Source organism: Streptomyces sp. NPDC024555 (assembly GCF_055559335.1).
The window spans coordinates 119897-141313 of the sequence record NZ_JBVHKV010000003.1 but is presented as its reverse complement, the minus strand read 5'-3'; the positions used below and the strand labels follow the sequence as shown (position 1 = coordinate 141313).

The following is a 21417-nucleotide window of genomic DNA, read 5'->3' as shown; positions in this document are numbered from 1 at the left end:
TGGGAGGCGCCGGGACGCGCTCAGACGCGTTCCGGCGTCTCCGGTACGGCGGTGGGGAACAGGCTCTCGGGCAGCGTGACGTTCCACGCGGTGATCACCGGCTGGCCGTGCTCCCTGCCGAGCCGGGACACGGCCCCGGTGGCCAGCTGGAAGAGGGTCCCCTCGGCCGGGGTCAGTCCGAGGTAGCGGGCGGTCAGGACGCGCAGGAAGTGCGAGTGGGCGACCAGGACGACGTCCTCGTCACCGGCGCGCCCGGCGGCCTCCCGGACCTCCGCGAGCACCCGGTCGGCACGGGCGCCGACGGCGGCCGGCGTCTCGCCCGGATGGGCCTCGGGTCCCGGGGTGACGCCGTCGGTCCACAGGTTCCAGCCGGGGCGGGTCCGGTGGATCTCGTCGGTGGTGACGCCCTCGTAGCCGCCGTAGTCCCATTCGCGCAGTTCGGGGGTGATGCGGGGCGCGGCGAGCCCCGCGAGTTCCGCGGTGCGCCGGGCCCGGACGGAGGGGCTGACCAGGGTGAGGGCGATGGCGCGGTCGGCGAGCAGCGGTGCCAGCGCGCGGGCCTGGCGCTCGCCGAGGGGGGTCAGGGGCAGGTCGGTGTGGCTCGTGTGCTGTCCGTTGCGGGACCATTCGGTCTCGCCGTGCCGGATCAGGATCAACTCGCCCATGGAGACCATCCGTTCTCGTGTGCCGTACCGCTCGGGTGCTGTCGCCGGTGTGAACCCGCCGGCCCACCTTCGCATTCCGGCAGGGCCCGGCGGGCGCGGGGCGCGCCCGCCGGGCGGGTGGTGCGGGCTCAGCCCCGGACGGCCTCCAGCGGCTCGCCGACGACCACGACCCGGTACGGCCGGTCCGCGTCCGCCGTGACGCGCAGCGTGCCGCCCTCGCGGACCACCTCGTACGTGGCGGCCGGGGCGCCCGTGAGGTCCGGGACGGTCACGGTGCGGGTGAAGTCGCCGAGGCCCTCGGGGGCGTACACCCGCAGTTCGAGGTCCTCGGTCCAGTCGCCGTCCGGGCGGGAGGCGTCGGCGCCGAAGGGGACGACGGCGCCGGGGCGGACGAGGAGCGGCAGGCTGTCGAAGCCGTGGGTCTCCCGGTGCCAGGCGGGGCCGGTGACGGTCTCGCCGGTCAGGAAGTGGGTCCAGGTGCCCTCGGGGACGTAGTACTCGACCTCGCCGTCCTCGCTGAAGACGGGGGCGACCAGCAGGTCGGGGCCGAGCAGGTACTGCCGGTCGGCGATGCGGGCGGAGGGGTCGCCGGGGAACTCCAGCAGCATCGGGCGCATCGCGGGGACGCCGGTGCGGTGGGCCTCGACGGCGGCTCCGTACAGGTACGGCATCAGACGGTGCTTGAGTTCGGTGAACCGCTTGGCGACCTCGACGGCCTCCTCGCCGAAGGCCCACGGCACCCGGTAGGACGAGGAGCCGTGGAGCCGGCTGTGCGAGGAGAGCAGGCCGAAGGCGAGCCAGCGCTTGAAGACGGCGGGGTCGGGGGTGCCCTCGAAGCCGCCGATGTCATGGCTCCAGAAGCCGAAGCCGGAGAGCGACAGGGAGAGCCCGCCGCGCAGGGACTCGGCCATGGCCTCGAAGGAGGACCAGCAGTCGCCGCCCCAGTGCACCGGGAACTGCTGGCCGCCGGCGGTGGCGGAGCGGGCGAAGAGGACGGCCTCGCCCTGGCCGCGCTCCTTCTCCAGGAGTTCGAAGACGGCCTTGTTGTACAGGTGGGTGTAGTAGTTGTGCATGCGCTCCGGGTCGGAGCCGTCGTGCCAGACGACGTCGGTGGGGATGCGCTCGCCGAAGTCGGTCTTGAACCCGTCGACGCCCTGGTCGAGGAGCGTCTTCAGCTTGCCCTGGAACCAGGCGGTGGCCTCAGGACTGGTGAAGTCGACCAGGGCCATGCCGGCCTGCCACTTGTCCCACTGCCAGATGTCGCCGTCGGGGGTGCGGACGAAGTAGCCCTTCTCGGCGCCCTCCGCGTACAGGGCGCTCTTCTGCGCGATGTACGGGTTGATCCAGACGCAGATCTTCAGCCCCTTCTCCTTGAGCCGGGCGAGCATGCCCTCCGGGTCCGGGAAGGTCTGCGGGTCCCACTCGAAGTCGCACCACTGGTACTCGCGCATCCAGAAGCAGTCGAAGTGGAAGACGGAGAGCGGGATGCCGCGCTCGGCCATGCCGTCCACGAAGGAGGTGACGGTCGCCTCGTCGTAGTCGGTGGTGAACGAGGTGGTCAGCCAGAGGCCGAAGGACCAGGCCGGCGGGAGCGCCGGGCGGCCGGTGAGGGCGGTGTAGCGGGTGAGGACGTCCTTGGGCGTGGGGCCCGCGACGACGTAGTACTCCAGGACCTGGCCCTCGACGCTGAACTGCACCTGGCCGACGGCCTCGGAGCCGACCTCGAAGGAGACCTTGCCGGGGTGGTTGACGAAGACGCCGTAGCCGCGCGAGGAGAGGTAGAACGGGACGTTCTTGTACGCCTGCTCGCTGCTGGTGCCGCCGTCGGCCTGCCACATGTCGACGACCTGGCCGTTCTTGACGTACGGGGTGAACCGCTCGCCGAGGCCGTAGACGTTCTCGCCGACGCCGAGGGCGAGCTGGGCGATCATGTGGTGGCCGCCGTCGGCGACCGTGGCGAAGGCGGTGCCCTTGCGTCCGGCGGTGGTCAGCGTGCGGCCGTCGGCGTCCAGGAACTCCATGCCGAAGTCGCCCTCGGTGGGCAGCCGCAGGGTGAGCGGGCCGCTGGTGAGCCGGGCGGCCGGGCCGTCGTCGTGGGTGGCCGCCGTGCGGTCGCCGGTGGCGCCGGGCAGTTCGAAGTCGGGGCCGGGGCTGCGCCTGCCCGCGAGGTGGGTGACGCGGACGGCGATGACGCCCTCGGCCGGGGCGTGCGCCTCCACCGTGATCAGCGGCGCGTTCAGCGTGTCCCCGCGCCGGGTCACCCGCTTGACGGCGGCGTGCGCGGTGAGGCGGTCGGCGTCGAGGCGCAGATCGCGGATCTCGGTGGCGTACGAGGCGTGGACACCGTCTCGCATCTGCCAGAAGCCGTCGGTGAACTTCATGGGGGGTCTTCCTTAGCCGGTGGTACGGGGGTGTGCGGGGTACGTCGTGGGGCGCGCCGTCAGGGGCGCGTGGTCAGGAGCGCGGGCGCCGCCCGGTCGAGGACCGAGGTCACCCGGTCCCAGGTGGCGGTGTCGCGCGGGACGGCGGGCAGCTCGCGCCCCTCGCCGGTGCCCCACTCCACGGCGAGGGCCACCGGGTCGCGGCCGGTGGCGGCCCCCGCGGCGAGCGCCGCCGCGCCGAGCGCGACCAGTTCGCCGGCGGCCGGGAGCACCACCGCGCGGCCGGACAGCCGGCGCACGGTCTCCACCCACATCGTGCCGCGCGCGCCCCCGCCGATCAGGCGCAGCGGCGCGTCCGGCGCGTCGAGCGGGAGGACGTCCAGGGCCCGGAGGAGGGCGACGACGGCGCCCTCGTAGGCGGCGCCGAGGATCTGCTGCCGGGTGGTGTCGTGGCGCAGTCCGTGCAGGAGGCCGGAGGCGTCGGGGAGGTCGGGGGTGCGTTCGCCGTCGAGGAAGGGCAGCAGCACGGTCTCGCCGCCGGGGGCGGCGTCCTCGCGGTCCAGGCCGAGCAGGGCGGCGACCTTGTCGACGGCGAGGGTGCAGTTCAGGGTGCAGCCGAGCGGGAGGCGGGTGCCGTCGGTGGCGGCGAAGCCGGCGAGCAGGGGCGAGTGCGGGCGGTTGCGGGTGGCGGCGAAGACGGTGCCGGAGGTGCCGAGGCTGATGACGGGGTGGTCGAGGAGTCCTTCGGCGCCCAGGCCCAGTCCGACGGCGGCGGCCATGTTGTCGCCGGTGCCCGCGGCGACCGGGATGCCCGGGGGCAGGCCGAGGGCACGGGCCGCTTCGGGGGTGAGGCGGCCGGCGGGGGCGGCTCCGGTGGGGGCGACCTCGGGGAGGAGTGCGGCGCGCATGCCGGTGAGGTCGAGCAGCACGGGGTCGTAGGCGCCGGCGGCCGGGTCGTACCAGCAGGTGCCGGAGGCGTCGCCGGGGTCAGTGACGGCGGTGCCGGTCAGCCGCTCGGTGAGGTAGTCGTGCGGGAGGCGGACGGCGGCGGTGGCGGCGGCGGTGTCCGGTTCGTTCTCCCGCAGCCACATCCACTTGGCGGCGGTCATCGAGGCGACGGGCACCGATCCGGTGCGCTCCAGCCAGGCGTCGCTCCCGCCCAGTGCCCGGGTGAGGGCGGCGGCCTGGGGGGCGGAGCGGGTGTCGTTCCAGAGGAGGGCGGGGCGCAGCGGGGTGCCGTCGGCGCCGAGGACGACCAGTCCGTGCTGCTGGCCGGCGACGGCGATGCCGGTGACGGCGGCCGGGTCCAGGTCCGCTTCGGCGAGGGCCGCGGCGACGGCGGCGCACAGGGCGTCCCACCACTGTCCGGGGTCGCTCTCGCGGGCGCCGGCCCGGCCGGTCACGGTGTGCGGGGCGCGGCCCACGGCGAGCAGCCGGCCGGTCGCGGTGTCGACGACGGCGGCCTTGGTGGACTGGGTGGAGCTGTCCACTCCGATGACGGCCGATACCGGCGCGGCGGCCGGGTCCTGGGCGGGTCGCGGCGGCATGTCGTACCTCGTTCCTGTGGGTCCCGGTTTTGATCGTACACAAAACAAATAAATCTTCGAAGCGCTTCACCTGGGGCTGCGCACGGCTGCGACCGGGCTCTTTCCGGGCCGAAAACCCTTGCGGCACCACCCGTGTTGCCCCTATGTGACGGATGTGTCACCAGGATGGTCTAGAAACAAACAGCAAGATGCCGTATTAGTACTGCCAGCAAACAAATCGGTCGGGCGGCAGTGCAGCCGCCCCGGTCCATGTCGACAAGAGGCAGCAGAATGTCGAACCGCTTCACCCCCACCCCCGCCGACAGGTTCACCTTCGGGCTCTGGACCGTCGGCTGGCGAGGCAACGACCCCTTCGGTGACGCCACCCGCCCCGCCCTGGACCCGGTCGAGTCCGTCGAGCGCCTCGCCGAGCTCGGCGCGCACGGCGTGACCTTCCACGACGACGACCTGATCCCGTTCGGCTCCTCCGACGCCGAGCGCGCCGCGATCGTCGGCCGCTTCAAGGACGCCCTGGACCGCACCGGTCTCAAGGTCCCGATGGCCACCACCAACCTCTTCACCCACCCCGTCTTCAAGGACGGCGGCTTCACCTCCAACGACCGCGCCGTGCGCCGCTACGCGCTGCGCAAGGTCATCCGCAACATCGACCTCGCGGTCGAGCTGGGCGCGCAGACCTATGTCGCCTGGGGCGGGCGCGAGGGCGCGGAGTCCGGTGGCGCCAAGGACGTGCGGGTGGCCCTGGACCGGATGAAGGAGGCCTTCGACCTGCTCGGCGAGTACGTCACCGAGCAGGGCTACGACCTGCGCTTCGCCATCGAGCCCAAGCCGAACGAGCCGCGCGGCGACATCCTGCTCCCCACGGTGGGTCACGCGCTGGCGTTCATCGAGCGCCTGGAGCGCCCGGAGCTGTACGGGGTGAACCCGGAGACCGGCCACGAGCAGATGGCCGGGCTCAACTTCCCGCACGGCATCGCGCAGGCCCTGTGGGCGGGCAAGCTGTACCACATCGACCTCAACGGCCAGTCCGGCATCAAGTACGACCAGGACTTCCGCTTCGGCGCCGGTGATCTGCGCCAGGCCTTCTGGCTCGTCGACCTGCTGGAGAGCTCGGACTACACGGGCCCGCTGCACTTCGACTTCAAGCCGGTGCGCACCGACGGCATCGACGGCGTCTGGGAGTCCGCGAAGAACTGCATGCGCAACTACCTGATCCTCAAGGAGCGCGCGCTGGCCTTCCGCGCCGACCCGGCCGTGCAGGAGGCGCTGCGCGCCTCGCGTCTGGACGAGCTGGCGCAGCCCACCGCCGCCGACGGCGTCAAGGGCCTGCTCGCGGACCGTTCCGCGTTCGAGGACTTCGACGTGGACGCCGCCGCCGAGCGCTCGATGGCGTTCGAGGCGCTGGACCAGCTCGCCATGGAGCACCTGCTCGGCGTCCGCTGACGCCCCCGGGGTGCTCCGGCCGGAGCACCCCTTCTCCCCGGACGCGGGCCTGCCGGACCCGCGTCCGGGCGGACGGAACCACCTCGTCGGGACACAGTGGTCCCCCCGGGCCGGCACCCCTCTCACGCAAGGGCACCATCGTGACAGCACCTTCTCCGGACGGAACGCGCCAGCCGCGCCGCCGTCCCCACCGGCGGGTCGTCGTCCCGCTCACCGTCGTCTCCGCGCTGATCGGCGGCGTCGTCCTCTCCGGCTGCGGTCAGCAGCGGGACCCGGACGTGTACACCGTCCTGAACTCGTCCACCGACGAGTCCTACCACCGCTGGGACGCCCAGACGCTGGACCGGTGCAGCAAGCAGCTCGGGATCACCATCGAGCAGCAGAGCGTCCCGGCCTCGCAGGTGATGACGAAGGCCCTGCGGATGGCGTCCTCGAAGTCGCTGCCCGACGTGCTCCAGCTGGACGCCTCGGAGATGCCGACGTTCGCCGAGGCCGGCGGGCTGATCCCGCTGAAGGACCTGGGCCTGACCACGACCGACATCCCCGAGGGGATCGTCAACTTCGGGTCGTACCGGGGGAAGTACTACGGCGCGGCCCGCACCGTGAACACCCTGGCGCTGTTCTACAACAAGGACACCCTCGCCAAGGCCGGGCTGAAGGTGCCCACCACCTGGGACGAGATGCGGGAGACCGCGAAGAAGCTCACCTCGGGCAAGAAGTACGGTCTGGCGCTGAGCGCGGGCGGCGCGGAGGACGGCGTCTTCCAGTTCACCCCGTTCATGTGGTCCAACGGCGGCGACGAGACGAAGCTGGACAGCCCGGAGGTCGCCGGGGCGCTGGACTACTGGAAGAGCCTCCTCAAGGACGGCTCGCTCTCCAAGTCCACGGTCAACTGGACCCAGGCCGACGTGAACGACCAGTTCATGGCCGGCAACGCCGCGATGATGATCAACGGCCCCTGGCAGGTGGAGACCCTCAACTCCAAGAAGGGCCTCAACTGGGGCATCGCCCAGATCCCGGTCCCGAAGGCCGGCGACGAGTCCGTCGGCCCGCTGGGCGGCGGTGTGCTCACCGTCCCCAACACCGGGGACAGCGAGCGGGAGAAGACCGCCGCGAAGATCATCGGCTGTATGTCGGGCGAACAGGAGGAGATCACCTACGCCATCAACAGCTGGATGGTCCCCGCCAACGAGAAGGCCGCGGCCGTGTGGCGGACGAAGGCGCCGGAGCTGGCCGCCCTCGCCGACCAGGTCGCCACGGCCCGTTCGCGTACCGCCAAGCTCGGCGCGCGCTGGTCGTCCGTCTCCCTCGCGCTGCAGAGCGCTTTCCAGTCCGCCCTGACCGGCGAGTCGAGCGAGACCGCCCTCAAGCGCGCCCAGCAGCGCGCCACGAGCGGGAACTGAGGTACCTGACATGTCGACCACCACCGCCTCCGCGGCCACCGGCGCCGCCCGCCCGGCCGCCGCGGTCAAGAAGGCGCCGAACCCGGCCCGCGCCCGGCGCCGCAAGCGCCTGGCCCAGTGGGGCTTCATCGCCCCCGCCGTGATCTTCATGGCGCTGTTCTTCGGCTACCCGCTCGTCCGCAACGTCGTGATGAGCTTCCAGGACTACTCGCCGTCCACGTTCTTCACGGGCAAGTCCCCGTTCAACGGCACGGACAACTGGAGCAACGTCTTCAACGACGAGCTCTTCGGCAAGGCCCTGTGGCACACGATCCTGTTCACCATCGGCTCGCTGATCGGCCAGTTCTGCATCGGTCTGGGACTCGCCGTCTTCTTCAGCCGGCGCTTCCCGCTGAACGGGCTGCTCCGCTCGCTGATCCTGCTGCCGTGGCTCGTCCCGATGGTCGTCTCCGGTGTCGTCTGGCGGCGCATCCTCGACCAGGACACCGGCGTCCTCAACTCCTTCCTCGGCACGATCGGCTTCGGCGGCGACACCCCGTGGCTGACCAGCACCAGCATGGCCCTGACCTCCGTGGTCCTGGTGAACATCTGGATCGGCATCCCGTTCAACATGGTGATCCTCTACGGCGGCCTCCAGGAGGTCCCCAAGGAGCTGTACGAGGCCGCCTCGCTCGACGGCGCCTCCGCCTGGCGGACCTTCCGCTCGATCACCCTGCCGATGCTCCGGCCGGTCATCACCGTGGTGCTGGTGCTCGGCTTCATGTCGACGGTGAAGATCCTCGACCTGATCCTCGCCCTCACCGACGGCGGCCCCGCCGACTCCACCCAGACCCTGGGCACGCTCACGTACCAGAACTCCTTCGTCCAGCTGGACTTCGGAGCCGGTGCCGTGGTCGGCAACATCCTGATCCTGATCTCCGCCGTCTTCGCGGTGTTCTACCTGCGGGCCAACCGCAACGAGGGGAAGTGACCGGCATGGCGAGCACTGTGCGTACCCCCGCCGCCCCCACGCCTTCCGTCCGCCGCACCAAGCGGCGCTGGGGCGCCATGGCCTTCGGGATCCTGGTGCTGTGCGTGATGCTGTTCCCGCTGTACTGGATGGTGAACACCGCGCTCCAGCCCGAGTCCGGGCTGCTGGAGGTCGACGCCTTCCCGCACAGCCTGGACCTGTCGGGCTTCCGCTCGGCCCTCAGCGACCAGGGCGGCAATCTGCTGACCTCGCTGGGCGTCGCGCTCGGCGCCGTGGCGATCTGCCTGGCGATCTCGGCGCCCGCCGCGTACGGCCTGGCGCAGTTCAAGCTGCGCGGCACCAAGACCGTCGTCTTCGGCACCCTGATCACCCAGATGGTGCCCGGCATCGTCATCGCGAACGCCCTGTACAGCGCGTACGTGGACCTGGGCCTGGTCAACTCCTACGTCGGGCTGATGCTGGCCGACGCCTCGCTGGGCATCCCGTTCGCGATCGTCCTGATGCGGTCGTTCATGGTCGCCATCCCGCGCGAGGTCATCGAGGCCGCCGAGGTGGACGGCGCCGGCCGCTTCCGTACGTTCGTGCAGGTCGTGCTCCCGATGAGCCGCAACTCCCTGATCACCGCGGGGCTGTTCTCGTTCCTGTACGCGTGGAGCGACTTCATGTTCGCGCTGACCCTGAACACCACCGACGACGTGAAGCCCATCACGCTGGGCATCTACCAGTACATCGGCGCCCACGTCGGCGACTGGGGCTCCGTGATGGCCGCGTCCGTGCTGTCCGCGATCCCCGCGGCCGTCCTGCTCGTCCTCTCCCAGAAGTACATCGCCGCCGGGATCACCGGCGGCTCCGTCAAGTGAGGGTCGTACCCATGAGTGAGTTCCCCGTGTTCCCGCCCGGCTTCGTGTTCGGCGCGGCCACGGCCGCGTACCAGATCGAGGGCGCCGTGCGGGAGGACGGCCGAGGCCCGTCGATCTGGGACGTGTACAGCCACACGCCCGGAAGGACGGACGGCGGCGACACCGGTGACGTGGCCTGCGACCACTACCACCGCTACCCCGAGGACGTGGCGCTCCTGCGCGGCCTGGGCGTCGACTCGTACCGCTTCTCGATCGCCTGGTCCCGCGTCCTGCCGGAGGGCTCGGGCGCGGTGAACACCAAGGGCCTGGACTTCTACTCCCGGCTCGTCGACGAGCTCCTGGAGGCGGGGATCGAGCCCGCCGCCACCCTCTACCACTGGGACCTGCCCCAGGCGCTGGAGGACAAGGGAGGCTGGCGGGTCCGCGAGACCGCGGAGCGCTTCGGCGAGTACGCCGCGCTCATGGCCGAGCGCCTGGGCGACCGGGTGCCGCGCTGGATCACGCTCAACGAGCCGTGGTGCAGCGCCTTCCTCGGCTACTCCGTGGGCCGGCACGCGCCGGGCGCCAAGGAGGGGCGCGGGGCGCTGGCCGCCGCGCACCACCTGCTCGTCGGCCACGGCCTGGCCATGAAGGAGCTGCGCGCCGCCGGCGTCCGCGAGGCGGGCATCACCCTCAACCTGGACCGCAACGTCCCCGCCACCGAATCGGACGCCGACCTCGCCGCCGTCGTCCGCGCGGACACCCAGCACAACCTGGTGTGGACCGAGCCGATCCTCGCGGGCCGCTACCCGGCCACCGAGGAGGAGACCTGGGGCGAGCTGATCACCGGGGAGGACTTCCGGCGCGAGGGCGACCTGGAGCTGATCTCCCAGCCACTGGACTTCCTGGGCATCAACTACTACCGCCCGATCGTCGTCGCCGCCGCCCCGCACCGCGAGGCCGACCCGGCGCTGCGGGTCGCCACCGACAACCGGTACAGCGAGGGCGAGTACCCCGACGTCCGCAGGACCGCGATGAACTGGCCCGTCGTGCCGGAGACCTTCACCGATCTCCTGACGGCGCTCGGGCAGACCTACGGCGACGCGCTGCCGCCGGTGCACATCACGGAGAACGGCTCGGCCGAGTACGACACCGTGGACACGGACGGCGAGGTGCGCGACGCCGACCGCGTCGAGTACCTCCGTACGCACCTCACGGCGCTGCGCGCGGCGATGGACGCGGGCGTCGACGTCCGCGGCTACTACGTCTGGTCGCTGCTGGACAACTTCGAGTGGGCGCTCGGCTACGCGAAGCGGTTCGGGATCGTCCGGGTCGACTACGACACCCTGGAGCGCACCCCGAAGGACAGCTACCGCTGGTACCAGCAGCTGATCGCGGCCCACCGCGGGGAGAAGTAGCCCCCGTACGAGCCCCTGTAGAGCCCCCCGCTCCGCCCCCGTCCGGCCTGACCCGGACGGGGGCGGAGCGGTGTCGGGGCCCGTACGGTGTCAGCGGCCGGCGTACGCCGCGGGGTCGGCGAGGACGCCGCGCACCACCCGGGCCGCCGCGCCCCGGGCCGCGTCGCCGGAGAGCGAGGAGGCGCGGAGCCCGCCGCCGTCGCCGGCCCGCCAGCCGCCGGACACGACGCGGGCGGCGAGCTGGGCGTCGGCCGCGGGGGCCAGCCAGGGCATCAGATCGCGGTAGATGCCGCCGAGGACGACGGCGTCGAGGTCGAAGAGGTTGACGGCCCCGGAGAGGACGACGCCCATCCGGTCGCCGGCCGCCCGCAGCACCTCCAGGACGCCGGGGTCGCCGGCGCCCGCCCGCCGCTCCAGTTCGCCGAGTCCGCGGACACCGGCGGCCGGGTCGATGCCGGCGGCGCGCAGCAGCGCGGCCTGCCCGGCGTACTGCTCCAGGCAGCCGCGCGCGCCGCAGCCGCAGGGCGGCCCCTCGGGGTCCACCACCACATGGCCGACCTCACCCGCGAAACCGTGGGCGCCGCGCAGCAGTTCGCCCTGGAGGACGAGGGCGCCGCCCACGCCGATCTCCCCGGTGAGGTAGAGGAAGCCGCGTTCGCCGCCGTGTCCGCCGAACCACAGCTCGGCGAGGGCCGCGAGGTTGGCCTCGTTGTCGGAGCTGACCGCCAGCGCGCGGCCGGCCGGGCGGAGGGTGGAGAGGGCCTGGCCGAAGATGCCCTCGGCGGCGACGCGGTACCAGCCGAGGTTGGGCGCCTGACGGACCATGCCGCCGGAGACCAGACCGGGCAGGGCCAGCTCGACGCCGACCGCCCGCAGCCCCTGTTCACCGGTGGAGGTGATGACCCGGTGGGTGAGCCGGGCGGCATGGGCCAGGACCTCGGCGGGCGGGGTGTGCCGGTTGTCGATGTGCTCGGTGACGCGGACCCGGTCGGTCCCGCCGAGCCCGACCGCGCACACCGAGACGTAGTCGATGTTGATCTCGACGCCGAGCCCGGCCGGTCCGGTGCCGGAGGCCGTGAGCACCGTGCCGGGGCGTCCGGCGCTGCCGCTGAACGTCTTGCCGGACTCGGTGAGCAGGTCGAGCGCGAGCAGTTCCTCGACCAGCGAGGACACGGCGGCACGGGTCAGTCCGACGCGGGAGGCCACCCGGGCACGGGTCGCCTCGCCCTCCTCCAGGACGGCGCGCAGGACGAGGCCGAGGTTGTTCCGCCGGACGGACTCGGTGCCGGCCTTGGCACCGGGCGAGGGGGAAGGATTCGTCGTGGTCATCAGGGCTTCGAGCGTAGGGCCTCGACGGAGCGGGGCGGCGGACCCGGTGCGGCGGGGCCCGGACGGGCGGCCGTGCGCCACCGGCCGGGGACGTCCCCGTCCTCCCTCCGGTGATCACACCCCCGAAACACCACCGCAGCCGCCCCGCCACATCCCCCGGCTACGTTGGCCGTACGCGGCCGGCGTCGCCCGCTTCTCCCCGTCTCCGGGCCCTGTGGGGCCGGTGGGGGCGGGGGTCCTCGTCGGTACGGTGTCAGGGGGTCCGCGGTGCGTGTCCCGGTACGTCGGTTCGGCCGGGGCGGACCCCGCGGGACCGCCCCGGTGTGGCTCACCCATGCGCTGCGGTCGCGGAGTGCTCCGGTGCCCGGGGCCGCGATGGTGCGCGGGGCCCTGGGCGCGGGCCCGTTGCTGGCGGGCGGGATCCTGCTGGGGTGGCCGGGGTCGGGCGTGCCGGCCGCGCTGGGCGCCATGCTCGCCGGAGTCAACGACCGGCCCGGAACCAGGCGCAAGGGCCTCGTGCACATGGGCGTTCCGGCGGTCGCCGGATCGCTCGGCCTGTACGGCGGCGCGCTCGTCGCGGAGGCGACCGCGCGGTGGGCGGCCGTGCCGGTGCTCTTCGCGGTGGGCTGGATCTCCGGGGTGCTGAGCGCGCGCGGACCCGTCCGGTCGGCGGCCGCCCTCCAGGCGTTGGTCGCCACGACGATCGGGCTGGGCATGCCCCTGACCGGACCGGCCTGGGCCCACGCGCTCAGCTTCCTGGGCGGGGCGGGCTGGCTGGTGGCGCTGCGGCTGCTGCCCCGGCTCTCGGCGGTACGCGTGCGGCGGCGCCCCACCTCGGGGGCGCGGGACGCGGCGGACCGGTCAGCTCCGGCCCGGTGGAGCGGTGAACGCGAGGCCGTCGCGGCGGTGTTCGACGCGCTGGCGGACGCGCTGGCCGCGCTCGGGAGTGCCGGGGCGCCGGCCGCCCGCCGCGGGCTGGTCGCCGCGCAGCAGCAGGCCGACGAGGCCTTGGGCGTGTCCGGGAAGTCCCGCCTGCTCGGCGGTCCTGCGGGCGGGCGGCGCGGCCTTCCGGACACGCCCTCGCGCCTGACGCGGCTGCTGCCGGGTCCGGCGGGATCCGGTGACGCGGCCCGGCGGGCCCTCGCCGCCCGCTTCGGCGCCGGGGTCGCGCTCTGCGAGGCGAGCATCGCGCTGCTGTGGGCGGGCAGTCCGGTGCCGGACGCGGTGGCCGAAGGGCCCAGGCGGCTGGCCGCGGCCGTCCGGTCCGGCGGTCCGGCGGGGCCGCTGCCGAGCGCGGCGCCCGACACCGTGGAACGGCTCGCCCTCGACCGGGCGGTCCTGGAGGCCGCAGTGGTCTTCGACCGGACGACCTCGGGCCGCCCGCCCGGCGCGTACGACGGGAAGCGGGCCGCCCGGCACCGCGAGGAACCGGCCCCCGCCGGGCCGCGGTCCGGTCTCCTCACGCCGGCCGGGCGCGAGTACGGACTGCGGGTGGCGCTGTGCGTGGCGGTCACGGCGGCCGTGGCGCTGTCGCTGCACGAGCGTCACTGGTACTGGCTGCCGGCCACCGCCGCGTTCCTCGTGAAGCCGGACATGGGCCCGCTGTTCTCCCGGGTGGTGAACCGGTTCGCCGGGACCGCCGCCGGAGTCCTGGTCTTCGTCGTCCTGTCGGGCGTGTCCGGCGGCTCCGGGCCGGTGCCCGTCGTGGGGGCGGCGGTCGCGGCCGGTGCCCTGATCCCGTTGTCCACCCGCCACTTCGCGTTCCAGACCGCGGTGATCACGGTGCTGGTGCTGGCGTTCGCGCACACGGCGGGTGATGCCGAGGCCGCCGGGCCCCGCCTGCTGGAGACCTTCCTGGCCTGTGTGATCGTGCTGCTCGTCGGGCATCTGCCGGGGGTGGCCGACCCCCGGGTGCGGGTCGGCCACCGCTTCGCCGTCACGCTGCGGTGCACCGAGCGGTATCTGCGGCATGTGCTGGAGGCCCCGGACGACGGCGGGGACCGGCCGCGCGACGACGTCCGGGGGCCGGCCCTGCGCGCCGCCGCGTACCGGGCGCTGGCCGAGGCGCGGGCCGCGGCGGAGACGGCGGCGGCCGAACTGCCGGGCCCGTTCGGCGGGAGGCGCCAGGACTGGTCGGCGGTGACCGTCGCGGCGGAGCGGGCCGTCGACGCGGCGACCGCGTGCGCGCTGCGGGTCGGGAACGGGGTGCCGAGGCCGGCCCCGGCGGAGGCGGCCCGCGTGACATCGGCGCTGTCCGTGCTGGCGGACGCCTGGAGGACGGCCACCGCACGGCGCGTCCGGCACCCGGGCCGGGGCCGCGGGACTGCCGCTCGCTGCGGGACGTGATGACGCAGGCGCACGGCATCCACCGGCTGACCGCGGTGGGCGCGGCGGGCGCCCGCGCGGTGCGGCGCTGAACCGGCCGCTCCGGCAACGGCCCGTCCCCGGGGCGGAGATGCGGACTTGACGTCTCTCGTCAAACCCTTGGTGCGGTGAGGGTCTCGTGAAAGGATCACATCAATTCCGTGGCGTGTCCCCGTATCCCGCGGCGCGTCACGCCTCGTCCCGTCATCCATGGAGAACACACGTGGCCAAGACCTCTGGCCGGCTGCCCGCACGCGCAGCCTCCCGTCTCGCCGCCGCCGCGATAGCCGCGGCGCTCGTCGGCACCGGCGCCACCGCCTTCGCGGCCGAGCCCGGCGACGCGCCCATGTTCGGCGTGGTCGGCCTCGACGCGGCCGGCACCTCGTACTTCTACGCCCCGAACGGTGAGGGCGGTCTGACGGCCCGCACCCCGCTGGACTCCGGCTGGAAGGACGTCACGTTCGCCGGCCGCGTGGACAACGACGCGGACGGCGCGGTGGACGGCCGCTGGCAGACGAACGCGGCGGGCATCCTCGACTACGCCGCCAACGACGGATCCGACCCGGAGCAGGTCGGACACGGCTGGAACATCTACGACAAGCTCGTCGCGCCCGGCAACCTGGGCGGCGCCGAGGCCGGCGATCTGCTCGGCCGCGACAAGAGCGGCTACCTCTACCTGTACCTGGGCTACGGCGACGGAACCGTCACCAAGCGGTACAAGGTCGGCGGAGGCTGGGACGTCTACACGCAGCTCGCCGGCAACGGCGACCTCACGGGCGACGGCAAGAACGACCTCGTCGCCCGCGACAAGTCCGGCGTGCTGTGGCTCTACAAGGGCACCGGCGACTACAAGGCCCCCTTCGCCACCCGCACCAGGATCGGCGGCGGCTGGAACACGTACAACGGCCTCTACGCCACCGGCGACATCGACCTGGACGGCATCACGGACCTCATCGCCCGTGACAAGGCCGGTGCGCTCTACCTGTACAAGGGCACCGGCAAGGCGGCGGCGCCGTACGCGGGCGCCGTGAAGATCGGGAACGGTGGCTGGAACACCTACCGTCTGATCTTCTGACCAAAGGTGGAGGTTTTCCCCCCGAAGTCATGACACGATTCGCATGAATCCCGTGGCCTGCTCACCCGGATCGGGTGGGCGGGCCACATGTCATCCAGACCCATGGAGTACTTCGTGGCCGAAACTTCTGGCCGTCAGCACAGACGCATAGCCGCCCGCGCGGCCGCCGTGGCGCTCACCGCCGCCCTGGTCGGCACGGGCACCACCGCCTTCGCCTCCGACTCCCCGAGCCCCGCGCTCGGTTCGTCGGACAAGGCGCCCGCCGCGGCCACCGCCGCCGCGGCCGCCGTCGTCCCCAACTTCGCGCTGTACGGCGTCACCTCCGGTGGCGAGGCGTACGCGTACCGGTCCAACGGCAAGGGCGGCCTCACCGCTCGCGAGGACAAGGGCTCGGGCTGGGCGGGCATCGCCAACCTGCTCCAGGTCGCCAACACCCAGAAGGCCAGCGGCGACAGCGACGGCATCTGGTTCCGCGAGACCGACGGGTACCTCGGGTACATGAAGTTCGACGCCACCTCGTCGACCCAGGTCGGCAAGGGCTGGAACATCTACAACAAGGTGGTCTCCCCCGGCAACCTCGGCGGCGCCGCGGCGGGCGACCTGCTCGGCCGTGACAAGAGCGGGAACCTGTACCTGTACCTGAACTACGGCAACGGCTCGCTGACCAGCCGCTACAAGGTCGGCGGCGGCTGGAACGCGTACACCGAGATCGCCGGCAACGGCGACCTCACCGGCGACGGCAAGAACGACATCGTCGCCCGCGACACGTCCGGCGTGCTGTGGCTGTACAAGGGCACCGGCAACTACAAGGCGCCCTTCGCCACCCGCACCAAGATCGGTGCCGGCTGGAACACGTACAACCAGCTCATCTCCACGGGCGACCTCACCGAGGACGGCAAGACCGACCTCGTCGCCCGCGACAAGACCGGTGCGCTGTACCTGTACAAGGGCACCGGCAAGGCCTCGGCCCCGTACAGCGGCCGCGTGAAGATCGGCAACGGCGGCTGGAACACCTACCGCTTCCTGTTCTGATCCCCGCCGCACCCCCCACACACTGAGAGAGGGCCGCACCCCCGTCACCGGGAGTGCGGCCCTCTCGCCGTGCCGCGCCCGGCCCCCTGCGGGGCCGGGCGGTGCGGACTAGCTGCGGATCAGGCTGCGGAGCACGTACTGCAGGATGCCGCCGTTGCGGTAGTAGTCCGCCTCGCCGGGGGTGTCGATGCGGACGACGCCGTCGAACTCCACACCGGTGTCGGTGGTGACCTTGACCGTGCGCGGGGTGGTGCCGTCGTTCAGCTCGGTCACGCCGGTGAAGGAGAAGGTCTCCTCGCCGGTGAGACCCAGGGATTCGGCGGTCTGGCCCTCGGGGAACTGGAGCGGGAGGACGCCCATGCCGATGAGGTTCGAGCGGTGGATGCGCTCGTAGGACTCGGCGATGACGGCCTTGACGCCCAGGAGCGCGGTGCCCTTGGCCGCCCAGTCGCGGGACGAGCCGGAGCCGTACTCCTTGCCGGCCAGGATGACCAGCGGGGTGCCGGCGGCCTGGTAGTTCTGCGAGGCGTCGTAGATGAACGACACCGGACCGCCGTCCTGGGTGAAGTCGCGGGTGAAGCCGCCCTCCGTGCCCGGCGCGATCTGGTTGCGCAGGCGGATGTTGGCGAACGTGCCGCGGATCATGACCTCGTGGTTGCCACGGCGCGAGCCGTAGGAGTTGAAGTCACGGCGCTCGATGCCGTGCTCCGTGAGGTACTGACCGGCCGGGGTGTCGGCCTTGATCGCACCGGCCGGGGAGATGTGGTCGGTGGTGACCGAGTCGCCGAGCTTGGCCAGGACCCGGGCGCCGGCGATGTCCTCGACCGGCGTGGTCTCCATGGTCATGCCCTCGAAGTACGGGGGCTTGCGCACGTAGGTGGACTCGGCGTCCCACTCGAAGGTGTTGCCGGTCGGGATGGGCAGCGCCTGCCACTGGGCGTCGCCCGCGAAGACGTCCTGGTAGGACTTGTTGAACATGTCCTCGCCGATGGCGTTCGCCACGACGTCGTTGACCTCGGCCTCGGAGGGCCAGATGTCCGCGAGGTGGACCGGCTTGCCGTCCTGGTCGACGCCGAGGGCGTCCTTGGTGATGTCGACCTTCATCGAACCGGCGATGGCGTACGCGACGACCAGCGGCGGGGACGCCAGGTAGTTCATCTTGACGTCGGGGTTGATCCGGCCCTCGAAGTTGCGGTTGCCGGAGAGCACCGAGGTCACGGCCAGGTCGTGCTCGTTGACCGCCTTGGAGACCTCCTCCGGCAGCGGGCCGGAGTTGCCGATGCAGGTGGTGCAGCCGTAGCCGACGAGGTTGAAGCCGACCTTGTCGAGGTACGGGGTCAGACCCGCCTTGTCGAAGTAGTCGGTGACGACCTTCGAGCCCGGGGCGAGGGTGGTCTTGACCCACGGCTTGCGGGTCAGGCCCTTCTCGACCGCCTTCTTCGCCACGAGCGCCGCGGCGACCATGACGTACGGGTTCGAGGTGTTGGTGCAGGAGGTGATCGCGGCGACGGTGACGGCGCCGTGGTCGATCTCGTACGTGGTGCCGTCGGGGGCGGTGACGGTGACCGGGTTCGTCGGGCCCGCGGCGGCGATGGCCGGGGAGTCGGAGGCCGGGAAGGACTCCTTGCCCGCCTCGTCCACGCTGTCCACGTAGTTGCGGACGTCCTGGGCGAACTGGGCCTTGGCGTTGGCGAGGACGATGCGGTCCTGCGGGCGCTTCGGACCGGCGATCGACGGGACGACCGTGGAGAGGTCCAGCTCCAGCTTCTCGGAGAAGTCGGGCTCGGCGGCCGGGTCGAGCCAGAGGCCCTGCTCCTTGGCGTACGCCTCGACGAGCGCGACCTGCTGGGCGTCACGGCCGGTCAGACGCAGGTAGTTCAGCGTCTCGTCGTCGATCGGGAAGATCGCGGCGGTGGAGCCGAACTCCGGCGACATGTTGCCGATGGTGGCGCGGTTGGCGAGCGAGGTGGCGGCGACGCCCTCACCGTAGAACTCGACGAACTTGCCGACGACGCCGTGCTTGCGGAGCATCTCGGTGATGGTCAGCACGAGGTCGGTGGCGGTGGTGCCGGCCGGCAGCTCGCCGGTCAGCTTGAAGCCGACGACGCGCGGGATGAGCATGGAGACCGGCTGGCCCAGCATCGCGGCCTCGGCCTCGATGCCGCCGACGCCCCAGCCCAGCACACCGAGGCCGTTGACCATGGTGGTGTGCGAGTCGGTGCCGACGAGGGTGTCGGGGTACGCCTGGCCGCCCCGCACCATGACCGTGCGGGCCAGGTGCTCGATGTTGACCTGGTGGACGATGCCGGTGCCCGGCGGGACGACCTTGAACTCGTCGAAGGCGGTCTGGCCCCAGCGCAGGAACTGGTAGCGCTCCTTGTTGCGGCCGTACTCCAGCTCGACGTTCTGGCCGAAGGCGTCCTTCGTACCGAACTTGTCGGCGATGACGGAGTGGTCGATGACCAGCTCGGCCGGCGCGAGGGGGTTGATCTTCGCCGGGTCGCCGCCCAGCTCCTTGACGGCCTCACGCATGGTCGCGAGGTCCACGACGCACGGCACACCGGTGAAGTCCTGCATGATCACACGGGCCGGCGTGAACTGGATCTCCTGGCTGGGCTGCGCCTGGGAGTCCCAGCCGCCGAGCGCCCGGATGTGGTCGGCGGTGATGTTCGCGCCGTCCTCCGTGCGGAGCAGGTTCTCCAGCAGCACCTTCAGGCTGTAGGGGAGGCGCGCGGAGCCCTCGACCTTGTCCAGCCTGAAGATCTCGTACGACTCGTCGCCCACGCGCAGCGTGCTGCGGGCGTCGAAGCTGTTCGCCGACACGACAGTCTCCTTCATCAATGTGCGCGTAACCCCGCGCCGCGCCTCGCTTCGGCGGGCGCCGCGTGGTGCCGCCTCGGCCCGCCGACCATCCGCTAAGGTAAGGATTAGTTAGGTAACCCTTACCTGCGGCCGTCCGCTGTGCGCCTTCGGCATATATCTCGATGTCGAGATAACTCTAGTACATCGCCGTGGAAGGGTCATGTCCGGCCGCCCCCGACACCCGGCCGGAGCGCCGACGGCACCCGATCGCCGCCCCGGGCGCCCTCCCGGAGACATCCCCGGGAATCCCTCCGGAGAATTCCCGGATTTTCTTCCCGATCGATGTCGAGAACGCGCGTCCCGCTCCGTCCCAGGCTCGAACACGGCCACGATGGCCGTACCTCGAACCAGGAGAACACGATGGCCAAGTACCTGCTTCTCAAGCACTACCGGGGCGCGCCCGAGGCGGTCAACGACGTACCGATGGACCGCTGGACGCCCGGGGAGGTGACCGACCACATGCAGTACATGCGGGACTTCGCCGACCGTCTGGAGAAGACCGGTGAGTACGTGGACGGCCAGGCGCTCTCCCCCGAGGGCACCTTCGTCCGCTACGACGGCGAGGGCCGGCCGCCGGTGACCGACGGGCCCTTCGCGGAGACGAAGGACCTGATCGCGGGATGGATGATCATCGACGTCGAGACGTACGACCGCGCGGTGGAGCTGGCGGGCGAGCTGTCGGCGGCCCCGGGCGCGGGCGGGAAGCCGATCCACGAGTGGATCGAGCTGCGTCCGTTCTACGGGGTGAACCCCGCCGCGGCCGAGTGAACACCTCGCTGCTGCGCGAGCTGGTGCCCGCGGTGATCGGGGTCCTCGTCCGCCGCGGAGCCGATTTCGCGGCGGCCGAGGACGCGGTCCAGGACGCCCTGGTCGAAGCGGTGCGCACCTGGCCGGACGCCTCCTCCCCCGGTGCTCCGGGCGAGGGGGCCCCGGTGCGGGACCCCAAGGGCTGGCTGATCACCGTGGCCTGGCGCAAGTATCTGGACGCCGTCCGCGCGGACACCGCGCGGCGCCGGCGCGAGGAACGGGCCGACGCCGAACCCGCCCCGGGACCGGCCGGGGCGGTGGACGACTCGCTGCGGCTGTACTTCCTGTGCGCGCATCCCTCGCTCACCCCGGCCTCGGCCGTGGCACTCACCCTGCGCGCGGTCGGCGGGCTGACCACACGGCAGATCGCCCGCGCCTATCTGGTGCCGGAGGCGACGATGGCCCAGCGGATCAGCCGGGCCAAGAGGACGGTGTCGACGGTCCGGTTCGACCGGCCCGGCGATCTCGCCACCGTGCGGCGCGTCCTCTATCTGGTGTTCAACGAGGGCTACTCCGGTGAGGTCGACCTGGAGGCGGAGGCCATCCGGCTGACCCGCCGGCTGGCGGCCGGGACGGACGACGAGGAGGTCGCGGGCCTGCTGGCGCTCATGCTGCTGCACCACGCCCGCCGCCCGGCCCGGACCGCTCCGGGCGGGCGGCTGGTCCCGCTGGCCGAGCAGGACCGGGGGCTGTGGGACACCCGGATGATCGCCGAGGGGGTCGGGGTGCTCCAGGCCGCGCTCGCCCGCGACCGGCTGGGCGAGTTCCAGGCGCAGGCCGCCGTCGCCGCGCTGCACGCCGACGCGCGGACGGCGGAGGAGACCGACTGGGTGCAGATCGTGGAGTGGTACGACGAGCTGGTCCGCCTCACGGACAGTCCGGTGGTCCGGCTCAACCGGGCCGTGGCGGTGGGCGAGGCCGACGGCCCCCGGGCCGGTCTGGCCGCGCTGGACGGCCTGGACCCCGCACTGCCGAGGTACGCGGCGGTCTCGGCGTACCTCCACGAACGCGACGGGGACCGGGAGACGGCGGCGCGGCTGTACGTCCGGGCCGCCCGGACGGCGCCGACCGTACCGGAACGCGACCATCTGACCCGCCAGGCGGCCCGGCTTCGATCGTCTTGTGACCGAACGTGACTTGGTCAGAGCGGTTGTGCGCGGTTGAGTACGTATCTCTTTCATCGATGTACCCACCCCAAAGCCCTGGCAACGGCATAGGATCATGCCGCGTCACACCAGTCCCACCCATCCCTTTCGCACCATCCGTCACAGCGCGGATCGGTGTG

At 72.3% G+C, this 21417-nt stretch carries 15 protein-coding genes; 10 read left to right on the top strand and 5 right to left on the bottom strand.

Annotation, left to right across the window (positions count from 1 at the left end; genetic code table 11):
• Positions 1-20: 20 nt before the first annotated feature.
• The 3 genes from ACZ4FH_RS06045 to xylB form a co-directional block, all read right to left on the bottom strand.
• Positions 21-665, bottom strand: a complete 645-nt coding sequence (locus ACZ4FH_RS06045; RefSeq protein ID WP_467302622.1) for a histidine phosphatase family protein — start codon at positions 663-665, stop codon at positions 21-23.
• A 128-nt stretch (positions 666-793) separates the two neighbouring features.
• Positions 794-3046, bottom strand: a complete 2253-nt coding sequence (gene yicI, locus ACZ4FH_RS06040) for an alpha-xylosidase (protein ID WP_467302621.1) — start codon at positions 3044-3046, stop codon at positions 794-796.
• Positions 3047-3105: 59 nt separating this feature from the next.
• A complete protein-coding gene (gene xylB, locus ACZ4FH_RS06035; RefSeq protein ID WP_467302620.1) occupies positions 3106-4593 on the bottom strand; it encodes a xylulokinase in 1488 nt (495 codons plus the stop codon).
• 270 nt (positions 4594-4863) lie between these two features.
• Between xylB and xylA the strand changes: the two genes are divergently transcribed.
• The 5 genes from xylA to ACZ4FH_RS06010 all read left to right on the top strand — a co-directional run bounded on the left by xylA (position 4864) and on the right by ACZ4FH_RS06010 (position 10663).
• Positions 4864-6033: a xylose isomerase gene (gene xylA / locus ACZ4FH_RS06030; protein ID WP_383642077.1), complete on the top strand. Its 1170-nt coding sequence runs from the start codon at positions 4864-4866 to the stop codon at positions 6031-6033.
• Positions 6034-6173: 140 nt separating this feature from the next.
• Positions 6174-7436: an ABC transporter substrate-binding protein gene (locus ACZ4FH_RS06025; protein ID WP_467302618.1), complete on the top strand. Its 1263-nt coding sequence runs from the start codon at positions 6174-6176 to the stop codon at positions 7434-7436.
• 10 nt (positions 7437-7446) lie between these two features.
• Positions 7447-8406: a carbohydrate ABC transporter permease gene (locus ACZ4FH_RS06020; protein WP_467302616.1), complete on the top strand. Its 960-nt coding sequence runs from the start codon at positions 7447-7449 to the stop codon at positions 8404-8406.
• Positions 8407-8411: 5 nt separating this feature from the next.
• Positions 8412-9266 (top strand): carbohydrate ABC transporter permease, encoded by an 855-nt coding sequence (locus ACZ4FH_RS06015; protein WP_383642085.1) that lies wholly within the window; start codon positions 8412-8414, stop codon positions 9264-9266.
• Between the two features lie 11 nt (positions 9267-9277).
• Positions 9278-10663 carry a GH1 family beta-glucosidase gene (locus ACZ4FH_RS06010; protein ID WP_467302615.1) on the top strand — a complete coding sequence of 462 codons (1386 nt, stop codon included), beginning with the start codon at positions 9278-9280 and terminating at the stop codon, positions 10661-10663.
• Positions 10664-10753: 90 nt separating this feature from the next.
• Here ACZ4FH_RS06010 and ACZ4FH_RS06005 read toward each other — a convergent pair whose 3' ends face one another.
• A complete protein-coding gene (locus ACZ4FH_RS06005) occupies positions 10754-11992 on the bottom strand; it encodes an ROK family transcriptional regulator (RefSeq protein ID WP_467302614.1) in 1239 nt (412 codons plus the stop codon).
• A gap of 360 nt (positions 11993-12352) precedes the next feature.
• On the opposite strand from ACZ4FH_RS06005, the gene ACZ4FH_RS06000 reads away from it, so the two are divergent.
• The 3 genes from ACZ4FH_RS06000 (at position 12353) to ACZ4FH_RS05990 (ending at position 16463) form a co-directional block, all read left to right on the top strand.
• Positions 12353-14338 carry an FUSC family protein gene (locus ACZ4FH_RS06000; protein ID WP_467302612.1) on the top strand — a complete coding sequence of 662 codons (1986 nt, stop codon included), beginning with the start codon at positions 12353-12355 and terminating at the stop codon, positions 14336-14338.
• 241 nt (positions 14339-14579) lie between these two features.
• The gene (locus ACZ4FH_RS05995; protein ID WP_467302611.1) at positions 14580-15431 is read left to right on the top strand and encodes an FG-GAP repeat domain-containing protein; all 852 of its coding nucleotides are present in this window, start codon (positions 14580-14582) and stop codon (positions 15429-15431) included.
• A 114-nt stretch (positions 15432-15545) separates the two neighbouring features.
• Entirely contained in the window at positions 15546-16463 is a 918-nt protein-coding gene (locus ACZ4FH_RS05990; RefSeq protein WP_467302609.1) for an FG-GAP-like repeat-containing protein, read from the top strand.
• A 108-nt stretch (positions 16464-16571) separates the two neighbouring features.
• On the opposite strand, the gene acnA is transcribed toward ACZ4FH_RS05990, so the two are convergent.
• On the bottom strand, positions 16572-19286 hold the full coding sequence (acnA, locus tag ACZ4FH_RS05985; protein ID WP_383642102.1) for an aconitate hydratase AcnA: 2715 nt from the start codon (positions 19284-19286) through the stop codon (positions 16572-16574).
• A 399-nt stretch (positions 19287-19685) separates the two neighbouring features.
• Here acnA and ACZ4FH_RS05980 point away from each other — a divergent pair, with 399 nt between their 5' ends.
• Both ACZ4FH_RS05980 and ACZ4FH_RS05975 read left to right on the top strand, forming a co-directional pair.
• Positions 19686-20093 (top strand): YciI family protein, encoded by a 408-nt coding sequence (locus ACZ4FH_RS05980; protein ID WP_467302608.1) that lies wholly within the window; start codon positions 19686-19688, stop codon positions 20091-20093.
• Positions 20090-21268, top strand: a complete 1179-nt coding sequence (locus tag ACZ4FH_RS05975; RefSeq protein WP_467302606.1) for an RNA polymerase sigma factor — start codon at positions 20090-20092, stop codon at positions 21266-21268. Before ACZ4FH_RS05980 ends, ACZ4FH_RS05975 begins: the two co-directional genes overlap by 4 nt.
• Positions 21269-21417: the final 149 nt, after the last annotated feature.